Source organism: Rhodococcus sp. NPDC080181 (assembly GCF_040702225.1).
In the GTDB taxonomy this organism is placed as follows: Bacteria; Actinomycetota; Actinomycetes; order Mycobacteriales; family Mycobacteriaceae; genus Rhodococcoides; species Rhodococcoides fascians.
The window spans coordinates 128,533-148,016 of record NZ_JBFBKN010000011.1 but is presented as its reverse complement, the minus strand read 5'-3'; the positions used below and the strand labels follow the sequence as shown (position 1 = coordinate 148,016).

Genomic DNA, 19,484 nt, shown 5'->3' with positions numbered 1-19,484 from the left:
GAATAGACCATCGACATTTTGCTGGTTCTGCCAAGTCGTGACGAATGACGAAGTGGATGCGTCAGGCACGATAAGGCGGCCCTCGGTACCGTCTGCGTAAGTGAGTCTGCTGCTACGATTTATTGCCCGTTTGGATACCTCGAAATCGATCCGATCGTTCCATTCTTGACGGCGATCCAGGGAATCGCCTGAGAACTGAGGTTTCCATGAAAAGTGTGAACTCAGGAGGTTTAGGATCGTGGACTTTCCTGAACCATTTGCACCAGTAATCACCGTGAGTCGATCGTGAAACTGGATGTCAATAGACCTGAACTGTCTCCAGTTCGAAATCTCAATTCGAGAGAATTTGTTCATCGTATCCCCAAGGATTTAGATCGTGTTTGCGGTAATAGATTTGAATCCGGCGCAGAGCCACGTTCGGTGAGGCTGGTGAAATGACGAAAAGCCAGGGTCATGTCGCGCTCGCGATCTACACCAGTGAAGGGTGCCTTGTATGTGATGCCGGGAACGGTTAGTTCGGGAGGCTTGAGTGTGCCCTTTTCGCGGTACTTGGATACAAGCTTCGAGGGTAGCTGGCGGCCTGTCGCGTCGAAAAGAGCGTCGCGCTCGTACTTCTGGAGGACAGGGAACTGGGTGCGATAGATCGTTATTAGTTGTTCCGCCGTTATGTCAAGCATCACTGCAACGATTGCGTCGATTTCGATCAACGCTTGGCGGCGGTCAGCGGCGCGGCGTAACGGTGTGGTCCATTCCCACTTTGGCCCGATCTTTCCGAGCGAGTTGCGGCCGTTATAGTCAACACCCACTCCCGGGACCCATTGATCCTCCCGCCATACGGGTGCGTACAGCTCCTCCCATAGGGGCGCATACGGGCGAACGAGAGAATTCAGGCGGAGGGTGCGTAGTACAAGTGCGATCTCTAACGGGTGGTGGCGTATGAGCGGAAGTCGACGGATTATGCCTTGGTTAAGTTCGGTGACGCCCGCAGCTTTGATGAAGAAGTCGAGGGGGATTGAGGACCAAAGTGCCGCAGTTACGACAAGGTTTTGGTGTGTCTTGACGTTACTCGTCAATACCCCGTGGATATGGGACGGACCAGGCGGAAGTATCGCTGAGTGAAGTGAGCGAACGGTTGCCGAGTCGGCCATCCGCCGCCAAGCAAGGCGGAAGGAGTTTGAGCTGGGTTCGCCGTGCCACTTGGGATAGCCGGCCACGTACTCGGCATTCGGCTTTGCGACCTGGTAGTTGGTGCGGGGTATGAAGTCCTCCGGAATCGTGTCAAGGTCTATTAGGGAGTAGTCCTTATTGCTGCGCATTGCTGTATTCGGCTGTTGATTTAATGGTGTCGCGACTGTGATGTGCGGGCCCTGCAGGATCACGTCCTCCCACCTGCTCGGAACGTACGATCGAGACTCGAAAAAGCCAAGTTTCCGGTCCGTGGTCTCGTTCCAACCAGATGTCCATTCGAAGTCCATGTCGCCTAGGCGTGGCGCGGCGGCGATCTTGTCCAACACCTCGACGCTGGACCTGTTGACGGGGTACAACATGCGCGCCTCGACCGCCGGAGTGCCCGGTTCATCGATCAGAGCGGCCCACGTCGCCAACTTCTGCTCGGTCACTGTGACGATGCGTTGTGCGTGCGGACGAAGATCCCAGTTTCCATACTCGTCCTTTACCCCGGGTGCCGAACCCTCGCCGTCGTGGTTCACGGAACGGACAATAGTGTCGGGATGGTACAGGGATGCGCCTTGGAGAAAGCGTACCCCGGAGTTTTTTCCGTAAATATGGACGCCATATTCCTTGGCATTGTGAATCTCGAACAGCCGGGCTTCATTCCGGAACTGCCAGTGACGACGTAATCGACGATATGTTTCCCGCCTGAGGCCCTTGGCCCGTAGTTCGGTGAAGTGGCTCTCCGGGTGGATGAGGCCGACGATTCCGTTCATGCTCGTTATGCGCCAGGTGCGTTCCATGAAGCATCGGTACAGGTCAGGTCGCAGCCCGGTCAGCATCGGCCGATCGACGCCTGAACTGAGATGTTCGGTCAACCCTGCCTGCTCGGTCCGCTCATCTAGAAATGCGTTCAAACTCTTGGGTTCGGAAAGGGCTTGATTCCGTTTGATACCCTTCAACGCCTCAGCGGGCTTATCGGTGAGTTGCCACCAGGGGTCGAACTCGGCCAGAACACCTGCCTCGTCCCAGTCGGGCCTCACCCACGGCGGGTTACCGACTTGCAGATCGAAACCGCCTTTTGCGAACACTGGCGCGAAGTCGAGTTCCCAGTGGAAGAAGCCCTGCACACCGGCGATTTGACTCGATGTTACTAGCCAAGGAAACTCCTCAAGCGCAGCGGCAATGGGGCGTGCCTGGGACAGGATGCGATCGTTGTCCTCGGCATCGCCGAGCTCAAACCAGGAGAGATCACCGACAAAGCTAGTCTGTCCATACTTTTCGAACTTGCCGGCCGTCGGCGGAACACCCAGGACCGCTTCTAATCCGCCAGCCCACTGATCCCAGTCTGGCGGCTCATTGTCAGTCGTCAACGGCCATGACCAGATCGCGCACCACGCGTCCATCACACTGCGCAGGCGCTGGTAAGCGCCATTCGGATCGGACAGAACCTGTTCGATCTCCTCGCGCGTCACCGCGGGGGTGTGCTCGACCAGTTCTGAACCCCACAAGTGAATGTCGCGTCGAATTTCCGACTCAGAGATGGCCAACCGCCGGAGCGTGAACCCCCACAATGTCTCCACCCGCTGCGCCAGAGCTTGAAGGCGTTTGACGATTGCCTTGTCGGGAGACTTGCGGATCTCGTTGCGCCATAGACGTAGCTCCTCGCGCCTTTCGGGCGCATACGTTTTGGCCTCTGCCGTGTCGATCACCGCACCCCAACCCGCGGACGGCAAGAGGAAGTGGTGGATGCCGGGTCCGACATGGTCGCCGAGCGGCACATCCTTAGCAGGTGTTGTTAGCCATTGCTTCTTTGTGAGCAAGCTCGGTGTATAAACCGATCGCCGAGCGCCAATGAGGGAGTTGCCCCGGCGGAGGTGCAGGCCGAACCACGGCGCTTGCAACCCGGCGACCATCGTATCGAGCCACAGCGAGATTTCCGCGAGTTCCACGGCGGTGGCGTTGAAGTCGACCCCGTACACCTGATGAAGGGCAATATACGCCTTCACCTTCTGTAGTTCAATAGGGTACTGGTCGGCGTCGATCAGCTCGCCGATATCTTCTTGCTTGCGTTTGAGATATTCGGCGGCGAGCTGGCGGACGGCCTCGATGGCGAACGCACCCGAGCCTAGGGCGGGTTCGCAGATAGTCAGGTCAAAGATTTGGTCAGGCGTCGTTCGTTCGTCGTTCTGGTCCAGTAGCTCTTCGAGGGCCTGGGAGACCACGAACTTTGTCAGCACCTCGGGTGTGTAGTACGAGGCGGACTGCTGACGCTCGCGGCCGGCGAGCCGGAACACGAAGGTGCCCTTGAAGTGCTTTACCGGCTCGTCTTCCCCGGTGGCGGGGTTGACCACGCGGACGAAGTCCTTTTCGTCGAGGTGATCGGAGCGGGTCATCGGGACCACCCACGACCCCTTCTCCGGATCACCGTTCTTCGCGACCTCGTACAAGTCCTCCTCGGCGAAGAACCCGGTATAGCTCATCAGGCCCTCGTACACCGCGCCCAACTGATTGATACCCAGCTCGGCGTAGGAGATGAAGCCGCGGTCGCCGCCCTTACGACTCTTGGACTCCTTCGACAGCAGCAGGTGCTCAAGGACCTGCTGGGTGGCCTCGTTACCCAAGCCCACCTCGTCGATCAGAGCGGTGGACGAGGGGGAGAACAGATCGGCCCGTAGTGGGTTGAACTCCAGCCCCGGGGCAGGATCGTCGCTCACGTTCTTGCGCACCGTGGGGGTGTGCCCGCGGTCCACCAGCCGGAACAGGGTGGCCAGGGATTCGTACAGGTGGGTGCCTGTGCGTGCCTGCTCGGAAATCAGTTCGGTGAGAGTGAGTTCGCGTAGCCGGTCCAGGCCGTAGCCCTCCTCGTACTCGGCGGCTCCGGTCGGCAGCACTCGCATCTCCGGGGAAGCTTCCGCATACAGCAGGAACAGGATTCGGTACAGGAAGCGAAGGGAATGTTTTGCGAGGTCTTGCCCGTCGATGCCATCGAGCGTGAGCTTTTCCTTTGCGCGGCGCCGGACCACCTCGTTGGCGATGATCTCGATGGAGAGCCGGATACCCTCGCGGAGGTCTTTCGATACGCCGACAGTGTGTTTGACCGAATCTTGCAGCACTCCGGTCCACCAGATGTTGCCGTCGGCGTCCGCCGTCAAGGCTTGGCGGCCGAATATTGCTGCAACACGATCGATCTCGCCGCCCCTGGCCTCATGCCGACGCTCTGCAACAACGAGTAAGTCCACGGCGAGGTACCGGCCTTCGGCCCATCGCTCGGCCTCGGCCAGCAACAGCCACTGCCCAGCTTGGACGACTATGAACGCCGGTGGCGCGTCCGAGCGAAATGCGGCAGACACCGCTTTGGACGCGGACTCGATGGCTTTACCGTCTTCGACGGCAGGCGAGATCAGCAGCCCTGTCTCGGGGTCGAGTAGATCTTCGATGGAGGCAACCGGAACTGCCTGCAGAAAGAGAACATTGGCGTCGCTGGCTAGTTTTGCACTGGGGATCTGAAGTTCTGACCCGGCGCGCTCAGCGGTGAACGTCGTTAACTCAGCCAAGTAGCCGAAGGTGGTCCGAGTCAATGCGTGAGCCTCGGCGGCTCCGTCCGGGTTTTCCGCTAGGCCGGCCAGCGTTGTCTGAAGAGTCCCGGCCGCTGCAAGCAAGTCGTCGCGGACCGTCGTCCGCCCCTCCTTTTTCTCCGCGTCCCACAGCTTGCGGAGCTCTATCACTTTGCCGTGGAACGACTCTTTCACAGAGTCCGTGGTGAAGTAGTGCTCGCTGATCCAGTCCTCGCCAATGACGATGGAATCAAAAGATGCCACGACCTAGTGCTCCTCTCCGGAGTTCTGAACAGCGGGGACGATGAGCAACAGCGGACGGACGAGTTGCTGGGTAGGGGCAAGAGTTTCGGCAAGACGCTGCTCTTCGGCGATCCGACGCGCGAGCGTATCCACCGTTTTCCGTTGCCCGCCGAACAATTCGAGCTGTTCGGCTCCTCTATGCCATCGATTAGCGCGCTTGCTCCACTGAGCCAAGCGTTCGGATGCCGAAGTCTCATGCGCGTTCAGAACCATCTGCATGGCTGCGCTCGCCTCGTCCACGGCGATGGGAACAAGCTCGCGGTACCGCGCGGCATCGCATACCGGCCCGGGATTCGCCGATCCTGGCTTCAGGCCTGTCTCGGACGTGAGGAAGTCCAGGTTGGCTCGAGTCTTAACCGCGCAGAACGACGGGTTGTTCGGGTTCGGGAACTCTGCTGTCGAGAACACGCGCGAAATCAGTTGGCCACGCCGGTTCATCAAGGTGCCCATCAGCAACACGGTGGGGGAATCGACGTCGCCGCGGACCACGAAGATCTGGTTGCGGCCCAAAGCACTCAACGCGCGGTCGCTCGCCCAGTCCAGAACCGGATGCAGTGGACCTAGATAGTGCGCCTCGGGCCACGTCGTCCCGGCCACGCCCTTGCCTTCCCTCGCGGCCACAAGCTGAGCGTTGCCCACTTCGAGCGATGTCGCAAGAGTCAGGCGTTCCAGGACTTTGCCGTACTGAAGGTAGTTTTGCGGCAATTGACCAAGGCGCTGGCGCAGGTCACGGGGCGGCGTCAATTCCGCGACTGCGTGATTCGTGTGCACTTTCCAGCCGACTCCACCGGCGTCGAGGCCGGCATGTGGAACGTCGTGGAAGGCAGCCTTGAGGGCTTCGTCGAGAAAGGTGAGGTCGTCGGCGTAGAGGATTTGCCGAGGGGCCTGGGGCAGTGCGGCTTCCGGCGCGCTCTTCGTGGTCTCGTCCAAGTCGAACTGTGCGAAGAATGCGTCGAGGTCGTCACCGGCGGCCAGGTCATCGACGTCGCGAATCTGATCGTCGAGGGTTGACTTTCCGATCAGGACGTCGCGAATGGCATTCTCCTCTTCGGTCACTGAATGCTTGCCCATTAGTGACGCGACGTCACCGAGGGTGCCGTGCGCCAGGTTTTCTCGCTCGAGAAGACGCGACAGCACCCTGAGGTCGCCGGAGAAATCGGGGTCCGACGGTTCGAGGATGAGCGACGAGATCACCGGAGGGTGCTTTTGTCCGTAGCGGTCGATTCGGCCGTTGCGTTGCTCGATTCGAATCAGCGACCACGGTATGTCGAAGTGAATCAGGTGATGGCACTGCGCGTGAAGGTTCACGCCCTCGGACGCAACGTCACCGGTCACCAGGACCCGGATCGGGGAGGTCTGCAGCTTGAAGCTGTTCACAATCTCTTGTTGTTCCACGTCGGACAACCCGCCATGCAGCATTGCGACGTTCTCGGATTTGAGGCCCAGCGCTTTTGGCAAGTGCTCTTTCAGCCAGCGCAAAGTTGCAACACGTTCGGCGAACACCACAGCGCGCGTCGATGACTTCGCCGCTACACCAATCTCTTTCAAGCGTTCCACCAGCGCGGCCTGCTTGCCGGCCGATTCGTTCAGCGCCTGCACGTTCAGCTCATACAAAGTATTCAGCGCAGCCAATTCGCGAGCTTGCGCCGGAACGCCGCCATCGAGCTTGGCGCGTCGCTGTTTGATGGACTCCCCGAGCGCCGCGGGGGAGGAGAGGAACGCTTTCGCCAGCGTCCACGGGAACAGCGCTTTTGTTTGACCCGAGTACGGAGAGCCGCCGTCGGCGGGATGCAACCACACCTGCGAGAGCTCTTGAGCAACAGCATCTTCCGCTGCGGATGGTGTGACGAGCCTGTGGATCGGTTCTGCACGCTCAGCCCAGTCGCTGCCGACCTCGGCCGCTACCTCGGGATGGTGTCGATGACGGCGTATCAGTAGTGACGCGACATCGTCCTTGGTGAAGCTGCCGTTCGGGGCGACCGCTGTGGGATCGAGCAAGCGGAGCAGCTCCGCGAATGATTCTTCTTTGCCGTTGTGCGGCGTCGCGGAGGCAAGGATCAGCGCCTCGGTATTCGGGGCCAGAACGCGGGCCAGCTCGTTGTTCTGTGTACCGACGTTCGTCAGGTTGTGGGACTCGTCAATCACCACAGCGTCCCAATGCTGCCGCTGCAGGTGGGCTTTGTAACGGGGGCTCTTCAAGGTGTCGATCGAGATAATCGATCGCTTGAAGTAGGTGAACGGGTTACGAGTAGCGGGCAGTTTCTGTCGAACCTTCTGAATACCGGCCGAATCCAGACGAACGAAGGGCAACGCAAATCGGCACCATAGTTCATGTTGCATCTGTTCGAGAACGTGTTTCGGTGTGACGATCAGGATGCGCTCGCCGCGGCCTCGTCGAACGAGCTCGGACAGAATCATGCCGATCTCGAGAGTCTTGCCGAGGCCCACGGCGTCTGCAATCAGAATGCGAGGCCGAATGTGCTTCGGATCGAGGGCCTTCGCCACCGCAGCGCGCTGATACCCGAGCGAGTCGGCCAGCATCTGCGTCGACACTGTCAACGTCTGGTCGCCGTACGGGAAGGGCGTCTTCCGTAACAGCGACTCCAGCCACAGCCTCGAATCGCGGTAGCCCGGCGACCCGTCAGCGACCACCTCGGCGTCCCGTGGATCCTGCACTTCGATTCGGTCGAGAGTCGAATAGAACGACGCGGTGGTGTCCTTCACCAGCTCGGTCAGGCCGCGGGCTTTGACCAACCAGCCGTCCGAACCCTGCTCTGCTGAGGTGACCAGCCACTCCTCGTCGCGTACCACCACGATCGATCCAGGGGCGACGTTCAGTTCGGCGATCGGTGCAGAAATCGTGCGGCCCTCCGAGTAATTGCGTGTGCTTTGAAACGTTATCGTTCGTTCAGAGCGATATGTGACATAGGTCCTGTCTTTGCACCTGTGTTCATTCAAGTGGATGACTGCGGGAAGCAACCCTCACCATAGTGTCCGAGGCCTGTGGCACAGTCAGGATTCGGACACAGAGAGGACTGACGTGGGATCGTTCCTGAAGGAACAGGCGGATGACGAGGAGTCCCGAATCCGCCGAGGCCTCGACAAGGTAGATCTGTTCTTCGAGTTCGATCTCGACGAGGACGAGCTGCGAAGATGCCAAGAGTTGTTCGGCCGCATTGCCGTTCACGACGTTCGGCTAAATGACTCCTCCAGGCTCATCAAGCGATACCCGGGTCTCACGCTCGCCACGCTCGTTGGACATGCGGGTCTGGCGTACGACCAGGGTCGCTACTGGGAGAGCTTCTGGGACGAACTTGGCCTTGAACGTGACCAAGATTTTGAGAACGCACTCCGGAAGGCGCTCGCTTCCCTTTTGGAAAAATTTGGACTTCGCGACTTCCCAGAATTTCGAGGCCGCAACTACGTCATGACGATGGCGATGCACGCCGGAATCCCGGTGCACTGCCTCGGAGATCTCGTCGAGACCATCGAGGGACACATTCGGCAGGGCCGTGATGCAACCGGCGCGGCGCTGCTCGAGTGGATGACCGCACCGGGCATGGCTTATCGCCTGAACCGCCTCGATGTACCGGTCCGCAATTTCCTCACCTATGGCGGTGAAATCGCGGTCGACGTACTTGACCGGATCATGGAGTTTCTTGTTTACACCCTCGAGCACCCTGACTCCTGGAATGACCTCGAGCTCGATACCTCGACGACCGGGTTGCCGAGCCTCCTCCTCAGCGGACTGATCGAGCACTTGCGCGAACGTCCGTTTCTTACGGACGAGGACGGGTCTACCGTGCCTAGCGAGATTCGTCATCGGCGTGTCCCGCTCGTCAGCTACTCGGTGCAGGATGACGAGGTCCTCGTCGGCGTCCCGTACCCCGACAAAGACGCGGACACGCCGTGGAAACTCACCATTGGCGGTAGTACCCGCGACGTGTACGCGGAGAGCGGATGGGGCGTCGAAGACGGGGAGCACCCTCCGACCCCCGCGGCCATCGTTGCTCCTGCCCGTGAGGTACTGCTGGTCCACGCGGCCTCCGGCACCAACCACAATGTTCCCGTCTTCGACGCGGCTGACCCGCTGCTGCTCTTCACCGTTGACGGCAGATTGCTACGGCGTTCTGCGACCCTGCCCCGCGGCCTGGTTCTCGCGATGTACCCGAAAGACGCGCACATTGTCGATGCTGTTTCGGATGCGCCAGTTCGCACGGCAGACGACCGTCGGGTGCCATCCGGATGGTCGGGCTGGCTTGTCGAAACTGTCGATCTGACGGGGCATGACGCGATTCTGTTGCGCCGCAGCGGCCGTCCGGACGGTCCAGTGCGAGGCGTTCGTTCGCTGGGTTCGCCGAGTATTGTTTATCCCAATCCGCTGCCCGGGTTGTTCACCCCGAACGGGCTTCGTGTGTACGCCGATCGACCCTCCGTGGACCTTCCGCCGTATGTCGGCTCCGAGCCAGTGGTGTGGCAGGTCCGCGCTCGGCGATCTGGGGACAGACAGTGGCTTGTCGACGTTGATTGGGAATCCGGTACCGAGGAAACGACACTCGACCCTTTCGACGATATCGAACCGGGACTGCTCGGCCTGTACGAAATCGAAGTAGGCAACGGTCACGGATCGAACCAGCAGTTTACGGTGCTGTTGGCTGAAGGCATCGGTGTCGATCACGGTGGCCCGTTCCGACTTCCAGTTACTGGTGGTCTCGCCGGCAGCGTGAGCGAGGTGACGTCGGAGCATGGGCTCTCCGTCGATACCAGCACGCTGGCCTTCGCTATCTCCGATCGGGAGCGCGAAATTCGTGTGCGCTCGGGTGAACGTGCCCAGAAGCTAGTCGTGCGGCCTCCCTATGCCGAAACACGTATTGACACCGTGGGAACACCCACACAATGGCGTACATCGCCGCGTGCAATAAATTCACGAGACCTCGAGGAACACGCGACTGTCGCAGTCCGAGTTCCCGGCGCAGTGCGCGCCACCATTGCGCTGCTCGACCATCGCAAGCAACCAGTGCAGCAAGAAGCACCGGATAGCCCCTCGAGCAACGTTTTTCAGGTCTCCACGAGACGATTCGTAGACACGGCTCGTCGAGTGGGAGTTTGCAGCCTGGTTGCGTTGGTAGACGATGAAACCGGGACTCGCCACGAAATCACCATCGCCGATGTGCGCCCCACCCGCCTGTGTGAGGGGGTACGGCTCGACGGCTCAGCGTTGATCTTCGACGAGCTCGTAGACATCGAGGACCCTGGCGTGTGGGTGTGGGCAGGTACGGCGCCGTGGCGGCCGGTTACGAGGCTCACCATCAACGGCGACAGGGCCGTCCTTCCAGAAGAACTTCAAAACTCTGGGGACCTCCTTGTGACCGTCTTCGCCGATGACCCGTTCGCTGTCGTGACTCGACCGACCCGGCCAGACCGTGACGCACTCCGAGTGACGCAGTCAGGCTGGGTACAGGATGCCGATCCCGGTCTCGACGGGTTGGCCCAGTTTCTGTCGGGGTCGGGCGAACCGCCGTTGATGCGGAGGGCAACGTACGGCGCGTGGGCAGCGCTTGCAATTCTGCCCTGGGACGCTTCCGACCCCAGATCGGAACGAATGCGAAGCGGCTTGCTTCGCATCCTCGGTCGTCATCCTCGGGAGGCGTTGGAGGCCCTGGGCAGCAACACCATTCCCCAGAACGAGATGATGGCGCTGCTCATTCGCACGCAACTCGTCGATCGGCCGTTCTCGTCGAGCAACACCCTCAACGAACTACACCCGCACGCGTGGGTGGGATGCATGATCGAAATTTCAGATCTGCCATCATTGCGCGATCGTGGACGTGCGGTGGCGGGGGAGAAGGCAGAGACTTTGGCGTACCTCGAAACGCAGGGTGGCCAAGAGCTGTTGGAATTGCTTCGCACCGGGAAGATGAGCGACCCGAGATCAGGGGTCTTCGACCCAAATGTCCTCACCGTGCATGGAATGACGCAGGAACAGGTCGAGGAGCTATTCGAGTACTTCCGGTTGGTGCCCGGTGCTCTGCTCGACATCGACACCCGCACCAGCGCCACGGTCGACGCGTTTCATCGACGTGCTGATTGGACTCTCGAAGTCGCATGCCGCGAGCTGCCTGGTCACGTAAGCCGCTTGCTACGAATCCTCAAGAACGCATCGCCGGCTCTGTACGACCTTGTCGCCGCGCGCAACGAGGTTCTGCACGGCGTTGACACTTCTGCTCACCCGTGGATGCTGCTATCGGTGCAATCACTAGCCCTGGCTGCCGTCGCGCGCTTGGAAGCGCTGGGCGAGTTCGAGTATTCGCCGATGAACGCCGAGATGCGGAATGCGTGGGCTGTGATGGCCGAATACTTCCCGGCGATGGTCGCCGGTGACCTGCTGGTCGCGGAGGCGCTCGCTGCGCATCTTGCGTATGGAGACCTGATCGGAGAGGCCGCATGACAGATCGACTCGACCCACTCGCCGCCGGTGCCGGAATCGAAGCGGGGTACAAGAGGTATCTCAAAACGCTTCTTGCACCGCGAGATCCGGCACTCGCAGCCGCGTTCGACACAGCAATCGATGAGTCGACGCTGCTGACGAAAGGTCCTCTCCTGGAGTTGACGCCTCCGTACGCCCCCGGTGCGTCCCTAGCTGATCTCGTCGCAGATGGCACCCTCCATCGAGACTTCCCGCAGCTGGCGAGTGATGCCCTCCCCATGGACCGTCCGCTCTATCAGCATCAGGAGACTGCGATCCGCAAAGTGGTCGCCGGTCGGAACCTCGTTGTCAGCACCGGCACTGGATCGGGCAAGACCGAGAGTTTCCTGCTGCCAATACTGAACTCGCTACTGCAAGAACGAGCTAACGGCACCCTCGGTCCGGGTGTTCGCGCCCTGCTGTTGTACCCGATGAACGCGCTCGCCAACGACCAGCTCAAACGCCTTCGGGGACTGCTCGCCAACATGTCCGACATCACGTTCGGGCGTTATACCGGTGAGACACTGCAAAGCACTCGCGATGCGGAGTCCGGCTTCAGGTCATCGAATCCCGGGCAATCGCCACTACCCAATGAAATGCTCAGCCGTGATCAGATGCGCGTTGCGCCCCCGCACATCCTGCTCACCAACTACGCCATGCTCGAGTACCTCCTGCTAAGACCGGCAGACCTCGAATTGTTCGACGGCGAGCACTCGGGTACCTGGAAGTTCATTGCTCTCGACGAGGCTCACGTGTATGACGGTGCACAGGGTGCCGAGGTTGCGCTGCTGCTACGACGATTGCGTGAGCGAGTCGGGCGAGCACGGCCTCTGCAGTGCATTGCAACCTCGGCTTCTCTTACAGGTCGTACCCCCGAAACCCAGGGGATAGAAGCAACAGCGTTTGCGCATAATCTTTTTGACGTCCCATTCGATTTTGTCGACGACGAGCCTGCCCTCCAGGATCTTGTAACTCCGACCCGCCTCAAGGGTCGGCAGGTCCCCGACTGGACCATTGAAGACCACGTACTTCTGAAGCTCGCGGATCCCGATGCTCCGCTGGAAGCCGTCTCCGCACACGATGCGACAGGTGACCCCGCCGCCGCACTGCACACGGAACAGCACACTGCCGACCTTCAGTCGGCGCTTGCCCGCGGACCGGTCGCCGTGGTCGATCTTCAAAAAGAGCTATGGCCAAATGATCCCGCGGCTGGCCCGAAAGTGGAGGCGCTAGTCGCGCTGGGGTCGCGCGTACGGGACCGTGCTGGCAATCCGGTGCTGTCTGCTCGGTACCACATGTTTGTACGGGCGACCGAGGGTGCGTACGTGGTATTCACCGACGGAGGGCCAACCGTGATCCTGGGCCGTCACGAGGTCGATCCGATCTCAGGGCGAGCGGTTTTCGAGTTCGGAACCTGCCAGCGTTGTGGTGCCGTTCATTTGGCGGGAGACCGTGAAACCGTCAAAGGGCGCGAGTACTTCCGGCCGGTCAAACGCGAAGACCGCGTCCGATGGCTTGTACTGACGGATACGACAGGCGACGGACTGATCGACGAAGACGAAGCTACTCTTTCTGAGCAGGGCTCCGAAGTCACGGAGACGAGCGTGCGCCGTCTGTGCGCTGGGTGCGGCGTACTCGGTGCAGGTGCGTGCACCGATCCGAAATGCCCGGGCGGACCTTCCCTCGGTGTGCGCGAGCACACGAAAACCTCGGCAGTGATGAGCAAATGCACTGAGTGCGGTGCTCGATCCCGCCAGGTGATCCGACGGCTGCGCACAGACACGAATGCGGCCCCCGCTGTGATCACTACCGCGCTGTACCAGCACATCCCCGCGGCGACCGACAAGACAGTCGAGGAGGTCGGAGAAGGCCGAAAGCTGTTGATGTTCTCCGATTCTCGGCAGGCGGCCGCGTTCGCGGCACCATATTTGGGCAAGACGTATGGTCGAATGCTCGAGCGCCGCTACTTGACTATGGTGCTCACTGATCCCAAGTACCGAGACGACGAGCTATCGGCCGATGACCTTGCTGACTACGCGTCCAAGAAGGCGCGCGAGGCCTACCACTTCGACGAAACTGCCACCCGTCGCACTGTCAAACGCACCGTCAATCCATGGGTGATGGCTGAGTTGATGGCTCTGGACACACGTCAATCGCTCGAGGGCCTCGGGCTGATGGGTGTGCGGATGTTCCGCTCTCGCCGCACGGAGTTGCCTCCCGCATTCGAGAAGCTCGGAATGAGCCCTGAAGAGGCGTGGGGATTCCTCAACGAACTTCTCAGAGCAGTTCGCTTGCAGGGCGCGATGAGCCTCTTAGACGACGTTGACATCAAGCAGGAGATCTTCGAGCCTCGCAACACTCAGATCTACATTCGGTCTATGAACTCGGATGCAACCAAACGCATCATCAGTTGGTTGCCCGCCGGGCGGCCCGGTACTACAAACAACCGAATACTGCTCGCGCGTAAAGTTCTCTCCGCAATCGACTCGTCAATGTCCGCCGAGAAGTTACTCGAAGGCTGCTGGAGATTCTTGTCCGACCATGGCTACATCCGCCTCGTGCCGCACAAGACTGCTGGAGATGTCTACCAGGTAGATCACGAGAAGCTCCGTATCGTATCTGGAGCCGAATGCGAGTGGTACCAGTGCTCGGCGTGCCGACGTCTTACCATCAACGACATTCGTGGCGTCTGCCCCTTCGGCGGATGCGATGGCACTGTGCGGCCATTTGCTGTGCCGACAGCGGACAGTGACACGAACCATTATCGGAACATCTACCGGTCACTGCGGCCGGCACCGCTGTCCGCGATGGAGCACACAGCCCAGTGGGAGTCCAAGAAGGCCGCATCTATCCAGAAGGACTTCATCGACGGCAAGGTCAACGTCTTGTCGTGCTCGACGACATTCGAACTCGGCGTCGACGTCGGCGACCTTCAAGCTGTGGTTTTGCGAAACATGCCACCGAAAACCGCGAACTACGTGCAACGTGCAGGTCGTGCCGGTCGTCGTGCCGACTCCGCAGCCTTGGTTCTGACATACGCCAAGCGCAGCTCACATGACCTGTCGAAATATCAGAATCCGGAGTCCATGATTGCCGGCGAGATGCGCATCCCGTGGATTCCGATCGAGAACGAACGAATTGCGAGACGGCACGCACATTCGATCGCCCTCGCAGCGTACTTCCGTCACCGGTATGAGAACGAAGATCTGACTTGGAAATATGCGGGTGAGTTCTTCTCTCCGAGTAGCGACGGTCAGGATTCCCCCGGAGCGCAGGTGCGGACATTTTTGACTCCAGTCCCGCACCGTGTAGAGGCCGCGATAGCGGAGGTTATGCCACCTTCGATCGCGACAGCTGTCGGGATCGACGACGGCACCTGGGTCGAGCGTTTGTGTGAACTTCTCGCTATTGCCGAGCTGGAGATGCGTAATGACGTCGACACGTACGAGGAACTGATCGAGCAAGCGAAGGCATCAAACAACCTCGGACTTGGCGCTCGCCTTCAACGCACGCTCAAGACGATCGAGAGTCGCCAGCTCCTCGGTTATCTCGCAAACAAGAACGTCCTCCCGAAGTACGGATTTCCAGTCGATACGGTCGAATTGCGCACTACCCACTGTGAGGGTGACGTAGGTGCATCGCTCGAGCTCTCACGAGATCTCAGCCAGGCGATCTATGACTATGCACCGGGCAACCAAGTAGTTGCGGGCGGCAAATTGTGGACTTCGCGTGGTCTGCGGAAGCTTCCCAAGCGTGAACTCGTCGAGCTCAAGTACCGCACCTGTGTTGCATGCCAACAATTTCAATGCGGTACGGAACTCGACGTCGACGAAGTATGCCCGAGCTGCCAGCAGCAATTCGGAAAAATTCGTCGGTTCGTAGTTCCCGAGTTCGGATTTGTTGCCGATCGCAGAGTTGAGGATGTGAAATCGGAACCACCGCAACGTCGCTGGGGAGGTAGCAGCTACGTCGAGAACCTCGGCGACATCAGTGATCCGTTCCCGTGGCATTCCACCGGGGGTGTCGAGGTGCTGGCTCGGGCAGGCACACGTGCTCGGATGGTTGTGATTTCTGATGGTGGCGGTGTCGGGTTCCAACTCTGCGGCTGGTGCGGCTGGGCAGCTCCGGTCGACAGGCAGACCAGCAGGACTGCCCACAAGCACCCAGTCACGGACAGGCCCTGCGAGGGTTCAACCCGAATCGTCTCTTTGGCCCACCGTTACGAGACCGATATTGCGGAGTTTTCGTTCGGTTCGATCGCGTACGATAAAAACTCAGTTGGGCGTTGGTTGTCCGTGCTCTACGCGCTCCTAGAGGGTGCGTCCGAAGCGCTCGAGATCAGCCGCGACGACATAGACGGCACTCTGTCGTGGACTCCGGACGGTCGCAGGAGCTTCGTTTTGTTCGACACGGTTCCAGCAGGTGCCGGCGCGACGAAGAAGATTGCAGAGAATCTGGAGAAGGTCATTCAGTTCGCGGTCGATCGTGTCACCCGATGCGACTGCGGTGAGGAGACCTCGTGCTACGGATGCTTGAGGTCGTTCCGTAACGAGCGGTACCACGAGCAGTTGTCGCGAAAGGGTGCGCTCTCGATCTTCGCCGAACTCGAGGTGGAGGCAACGCCGGCGGTGGTCGATGGCCCCTGGGGAGAGACGCTCGCATATACCTCGCAGTCGGTGATCGAGCTGCTGCTGGAGCTGTCGATGCGTGGGGTCCAGAGACCGGATCTGGGTGTCGATCTGGGACAGCACTATTGGCCAGTCGAGGCGTTGTGGAAACAGTCGAAGATTGTTCTGGTCGAAGGCGGTGACGACGATCGCGACAGCGGCTTGACGGCCGAAGGTTATACCGTCATCGGCGTCGAGAACACCAGCGCCGACGAGTTGGTTCCGCTGCTGAGTACAGTCTGACTCGGGGTCCCGTATCTGGTTGTCGCGGAACGGACGATTGGCCTTTCGGGTTCGCTACGTTCTTGTTTCAGGAAAAACTTGGTTGATGACGTCGATTAGTTTCTTCGCCATCTCGAGGTCTAGTTGGATCGACTGACTGCTCTTCGGAGCGGACTTTCTATTGTCGGATCCGAATGTTGTCAGATGGAGAAGCCTGGCACCGTCACTCTCATCGACGACAGCGAAGTGGCAGTCAACCTCCGTCGTGTGAGGTTGAATCCGCTGTTTTCCGGGCTCAAGAGATCTGATACGGGCCACGGGCTGCCTCTCCATTGTCGTGTCGTTTTGGTGTCGGGTTCCGGTCTCTTGCCCATTTTACGACCCGCGACAGCCGACTGCGTCTAGCGTTGGTCGATGCTGCGCGGTAGGTAAGTGGGGGGCAGACGAGTCCAAGAAAGAGACGCTTCACGGAGGACCCGCGACGGGTGTTCCTGAGAGGGTGACATTGCGATGAACTTGGTGGATATTGGTACGTTCTTTGGCGTCGTAGCTGCAGTTGCAGCGCTTTTCATACAGGTCAGGCAGCGTAAATTCGCTCTTGCTCAACAGTACATCGAGCGATTCTGGGAAATCGACGATTCGATTTCGAGAGCAGAGTTACATGACGATAAAGCCGAGCTCGACATGCACCGCCGAAGATATGCGAAACTTTGTGAAGACGAGATGGAGATCGTCAGCCTCGGCTGGATTGACAGGAAGACTTGGACCGTTTGGCATCAAGGAATGGTGTCCGCGCCATCTGTTTCAAGGACGGTGAGTGCTGATCGGGAGTTGTCATTTCTTACCAAATGTCGTCTTTCGCAACCGCATACGGGCTCTGCCTGTCCCGCTTGGAAATCTCAGCCTCTATTGCGGCGAGCTACTTCGTTCTAGCCGTCGGCAGAAGTGAAACACACTCAGTTGAGCCTGCTGCGTGAATCCGTAGACCGGTGCACGCGAAGGTTCCAGCGGGATGACCTGGGATTTGCGATTTGCTGAGGGTTCCGCTGTCTCGTCATCGAACGACTTGGTTCACGGCTCCCGCCGCATGGGTGAGGTTACTGTTTTTCGATGTCTGTGGCGTTGTCATCGGCCGAACCCTCTTGATGAGACTTCTGTGCCCTTCGCTCCGACCACGACTCGGTACTCCGCTGGACCAACTCAGCTGCTCTGCCGACTGTTTCAACGCTTGCATCGACTGCATTTTCCCCTGCAACCTTCAACGCACGCAGAGCATCCAGTACCCCCGGGTTCTTGGGTTCGTTCCACTGGGCGACCTGGAGTGCTCGGTTTGTGACGAACGAATCGATGTCTGCGCGGAGTGGCGTGAGGTTCTTCTTGAGGCGTCGAGCGGATAGCTTCCTGTGGAATTCCGAGACTCGCAAGGTTCCGTAGGTGTCGAGTGTGCTGCGTAGATCTGCGACCAGCGCGACGTCCGCTGCAAGATGCTCTCTCAGAGTTGCCTTTGCGCTCTCCAAAACCTGTGGGAGATAGTCGGCCTCGCGAAGTTCGACTCGTTCTACCCTGATTCGCTGCCAGAGAAAGAGAGACTCCTGGGCAATCAGCAGCAGTTGAAGGGTCTCACCCAAGCGATCCTTCTGAACAGCCTTCGCCAGAAGGTCCGCGCGATCATCCGCTGCGACGTCGGCCCGCAAGTCGAGCAGCAGGCGTGTGCTGTAGTGCCGCAGACGCTCTACTCCGATCTCGAGGTCGGGTCCGAGTCCGGCAACACTGTCCCAATCGGTCTCCGTCAGCACCGCCCCGTTGTCCAACTCGCCGGTCAAGCGTCGCAGGACACGTCTGCGCCCGAACACATCGCCGGTCCGCTCAGCGTCGGCAAGCCTGAGGATGTCGGCGGTCATATCTTCGATTCGATCGAGGCTCTGCTGCAGAGGTTCGATCATGGACTCGAGCGCAGAAATCACCATGGCGGCTGCCAAAGCGCCTTGTGGACTGCCGGCAAGCAACTCGGGTGGAATCGGTGTGTTGCTGGTGAACCGCCCGGTCTCCAATGACCTCGTGACCCGTCGATAGCTCACGCTCTCGACGGGTGCACGGGATGAGGACTCACTTCGGAGTAGGAAAGACGCGGAGTCCGGTGATCTCAAGATTCCGGCGCATGCCGACCGAACTTTGTCTAGTGCCGAAGAAGACAGAGTTGTTTCGCGCTGCGTGATCGAGAAGTCGGCCTGCCATTCTGCGACGAACTCTGCGACGGCTGACTTCGACCCTGCTACGACAGTGCCGAATTCATCTTCAGACACGAACACCGTGTCATCCGGGTTTTGAGCTGCCGGAACTAAGTCACTCATACCGAGATTCTGCACGAGTAGCTAGTACCCCCTCCGGTCGCCCCATCTGGCACGAGTGACAGACCGTCGGGACTGCGTTCGAGTAATGGGATCGCAGCCCTGCGCGTGCGCCGATTTACTACGGTTACCGACCGCCATACTTCGAGGTTATGCGAGTTTCCAACCACTGCAGGGCGATGGTGGGCGGCAATGCCATCACGAGGATCAGTACAACCGTGCCCATGATGTTTTCCATCCGCACCAGGCTGACATTGCGCAGAAGTTCGTATCCGATGCCGCTGGACGACGAGAACATCTCGGCGAGAAGCAGACCCAGGAACGCCAATCCGAAGGTCATGCGCATACCCGTCGCCAGTGCCGGCGGCACCGCAGGAATGACGATCTGACGGATCAGCCTGGGCCAGCTCACCTGCAGTGATGCGGCCATCTTGAGGTGGATTCGTTGGACCGATGCCGTGGCCTCGACGGCGACGAGGAACATCGGGATGAAGGCGGCGTAGAAGGAGAAGCCGAATCGGCTCAGCGCGCCGATTCCGAGGAACGGACAGGAAGATCGGGTACAGCACGATCTTCGGAATGCTGTTGATCGAGTACACGATCGGGGCGATGGTTCGGGTCCAGAACGGACTCAGGCCCAGTGTCAGGCCCAGCAGTGAACCCACGACAGTGCTGGCCAAGAACGCAAGTACCAGGATGCGTAGGGAGTCATAGACGTTGGCTCGGAAGTCGGCGGTACCAAGGTCCGCAG

The 19,484-nt window shown here is 59.8% G+C and carries 8 protein-coding genes and 1 pseudogene; 3 read left to right on the top strand and 6 right to left on the bottom strand.

Annotated features, from left to right (window positions below):
• Positions 1 to 93: 93 nt before the first annotated feature.
• The 4 genes and pseudogenes from AB0O58_RS14935 to AB0O58_RS14920 all read right to left on the bottom strand — a co-directional run.
• Positions 94 to 354, bottom strand: a pseudogene (locus AB0O58_RS14935) (AAA family ATPase); the annotation flags it as partial.
• Positions 351 to 4,991 (bottom strand): class I SAM-dependent DNA methyltransferase, encoded by a 4,641-nt coding sequence (locus AB0O58_RS14930; protein WP_366238352.1) that lies wholly within the window; start codon positions 4,989 to 4,991, stop codon positions 351 to 353. The pseudogene AB0O58_RS14935 and the gene AB0O58_RS14930, both read right to left, overlap by 4 nt.
• 3 nt (positions 4,992 to 4,994) lie before the next feature.
• Entirely contained in the window at positions 4,995 to 7,841 is a 2,847-nt protein-coding gene (locus tag AB0O58_RS14925; RefSeq protein ID WP_366238376.1) for a helicase-related protein, read from the bottom strand.
• Between the two features lie 385 nt (positions 7,842 to 8,226).
• Positions 8,227 to 8,853, bottom strand: coding sequence for a hypothetical protein (locus AB0O58_RS14920; RefSeq protein ID WP_366238351.1), 627 nt, complete (start codon positions 8,851 to 8,853; stop codon positions 8,227 to 8,229).
• Here AB0O58_RS14920 and AB0O58_RS14915 point away from each other — a divergent pair.
• The 3 genes from AB0O58_RS14915 to AB0O58_RS14905 all read left to right on the top strand — a co-directional run bounded on the left by AB0O58_RS14915 (position 8,833) and on the right by AB0O58_RS14905 (position 17,318).
• Positions 8,833 to 11,478 (top strand): hypothetical protein, encoded by a 2,646-nt coding sequence (locus AB0O58_RS14915; RefSeq protein WP_366238350.1) that lies wholly within the window; start codon positions 8,833 to 8,835, stop codon positions 11,476 to 11,478. The two genes, AB0O58_RS14920 and AB0O58_RS14915, sit on opposite strands and share 21 nt — an antisense overlap.
• A complete protein-coding gene (locus AB0O58_RS14910) occupies positions 11,475 to 16,406 on the top strand; it encodes a DEAD/DEAH box helicase (protein WP_366238349.1) in 4,932 nt (1,643 codons plus the stop codon). Before AB0O58_RS14915 ends, AB0O58_RS14910 begins: the two co-directional genes overlap by 4 nt.
• A gap of 489 nt (positions 16,407 to 16,895) precedes the next feature.
• Complete coding sequence (locus AB0O58_RS14905) at positions 16,896 to 17,318, top strand: hypothetical protein (RefSeq protein WP_366238348.1); 423 nt, start codon at positions 16,896 to 16,898, stop codon at positions 17,316 to 17,318.
• Between the two features lie 164 nt (positions 17,319 to 17,482).
• Here AB0O58_RS14905 and AB0O58_RS14900 read toward each other — a convergent pair whose 3' ends face one another.
• Positions 17,483 to 18,328, bottom strand: a complete 846-nt coding sequence (locus tag AB0O58_RS14900) for a hypothetical protein (RefSeq protein WP_366238347.1) — start codon at positions 18,326 to 18,328, stop codon at positions 17,483 to 17,485.
• Positions 18,329 to 18,860: 532 nt separating this feature from the next.
• Positions 18,861 to 19,217, bottom strand: coding sequence for an ABC transporter permease subunit (locus AB0O58_RS14895; RefSeq protein WP_366238346.1), 357 nt, complete (start codon positions 19,215 to 19,217; stop codon positions 18,861 to 18,863).
• Positions 19,218 to 19,484: the final 267 nt, after the last annotated feature.

Coding starts and splice junctions, on each gene's coding strand:
- AB0O58_RS14920 (WP_366238351.1), bottom strand. CDS start 8,853: ATGACGAATCTCGCTAGGCACGGTAGACCCGTCCTCGTCCGTAAGAAA.
- AB0O58_RS14910 (WP_366238349.1), top strand. CDS start 11,475: ATGACAGATCGACTCGACCCACTCGCCGCCGGTGCCGGAATCGAAGCG.
- AB0O58_RS14905 (WP_366238348.1), top strand. CDS start 16,896: ATGAACTTGGTGGATATTGGTACGTTCTTTGGCGTCGTAGCTGCAGTT.
- AB0O58_RS14900 (WP_366238347.1), bottom strand. CDS start 18,328: ATGATCGAACCTCTGCAGCAGAGCCTCGATCGAATCGAAGATATGACC.
- AB0O58_RS14895 (WP_366238346.1), bottom strand. CDS start 19,217: ATGTTCCTCGTCGCCGTCGAGGCCACGGCATCGGTCCAACGAATCCAC.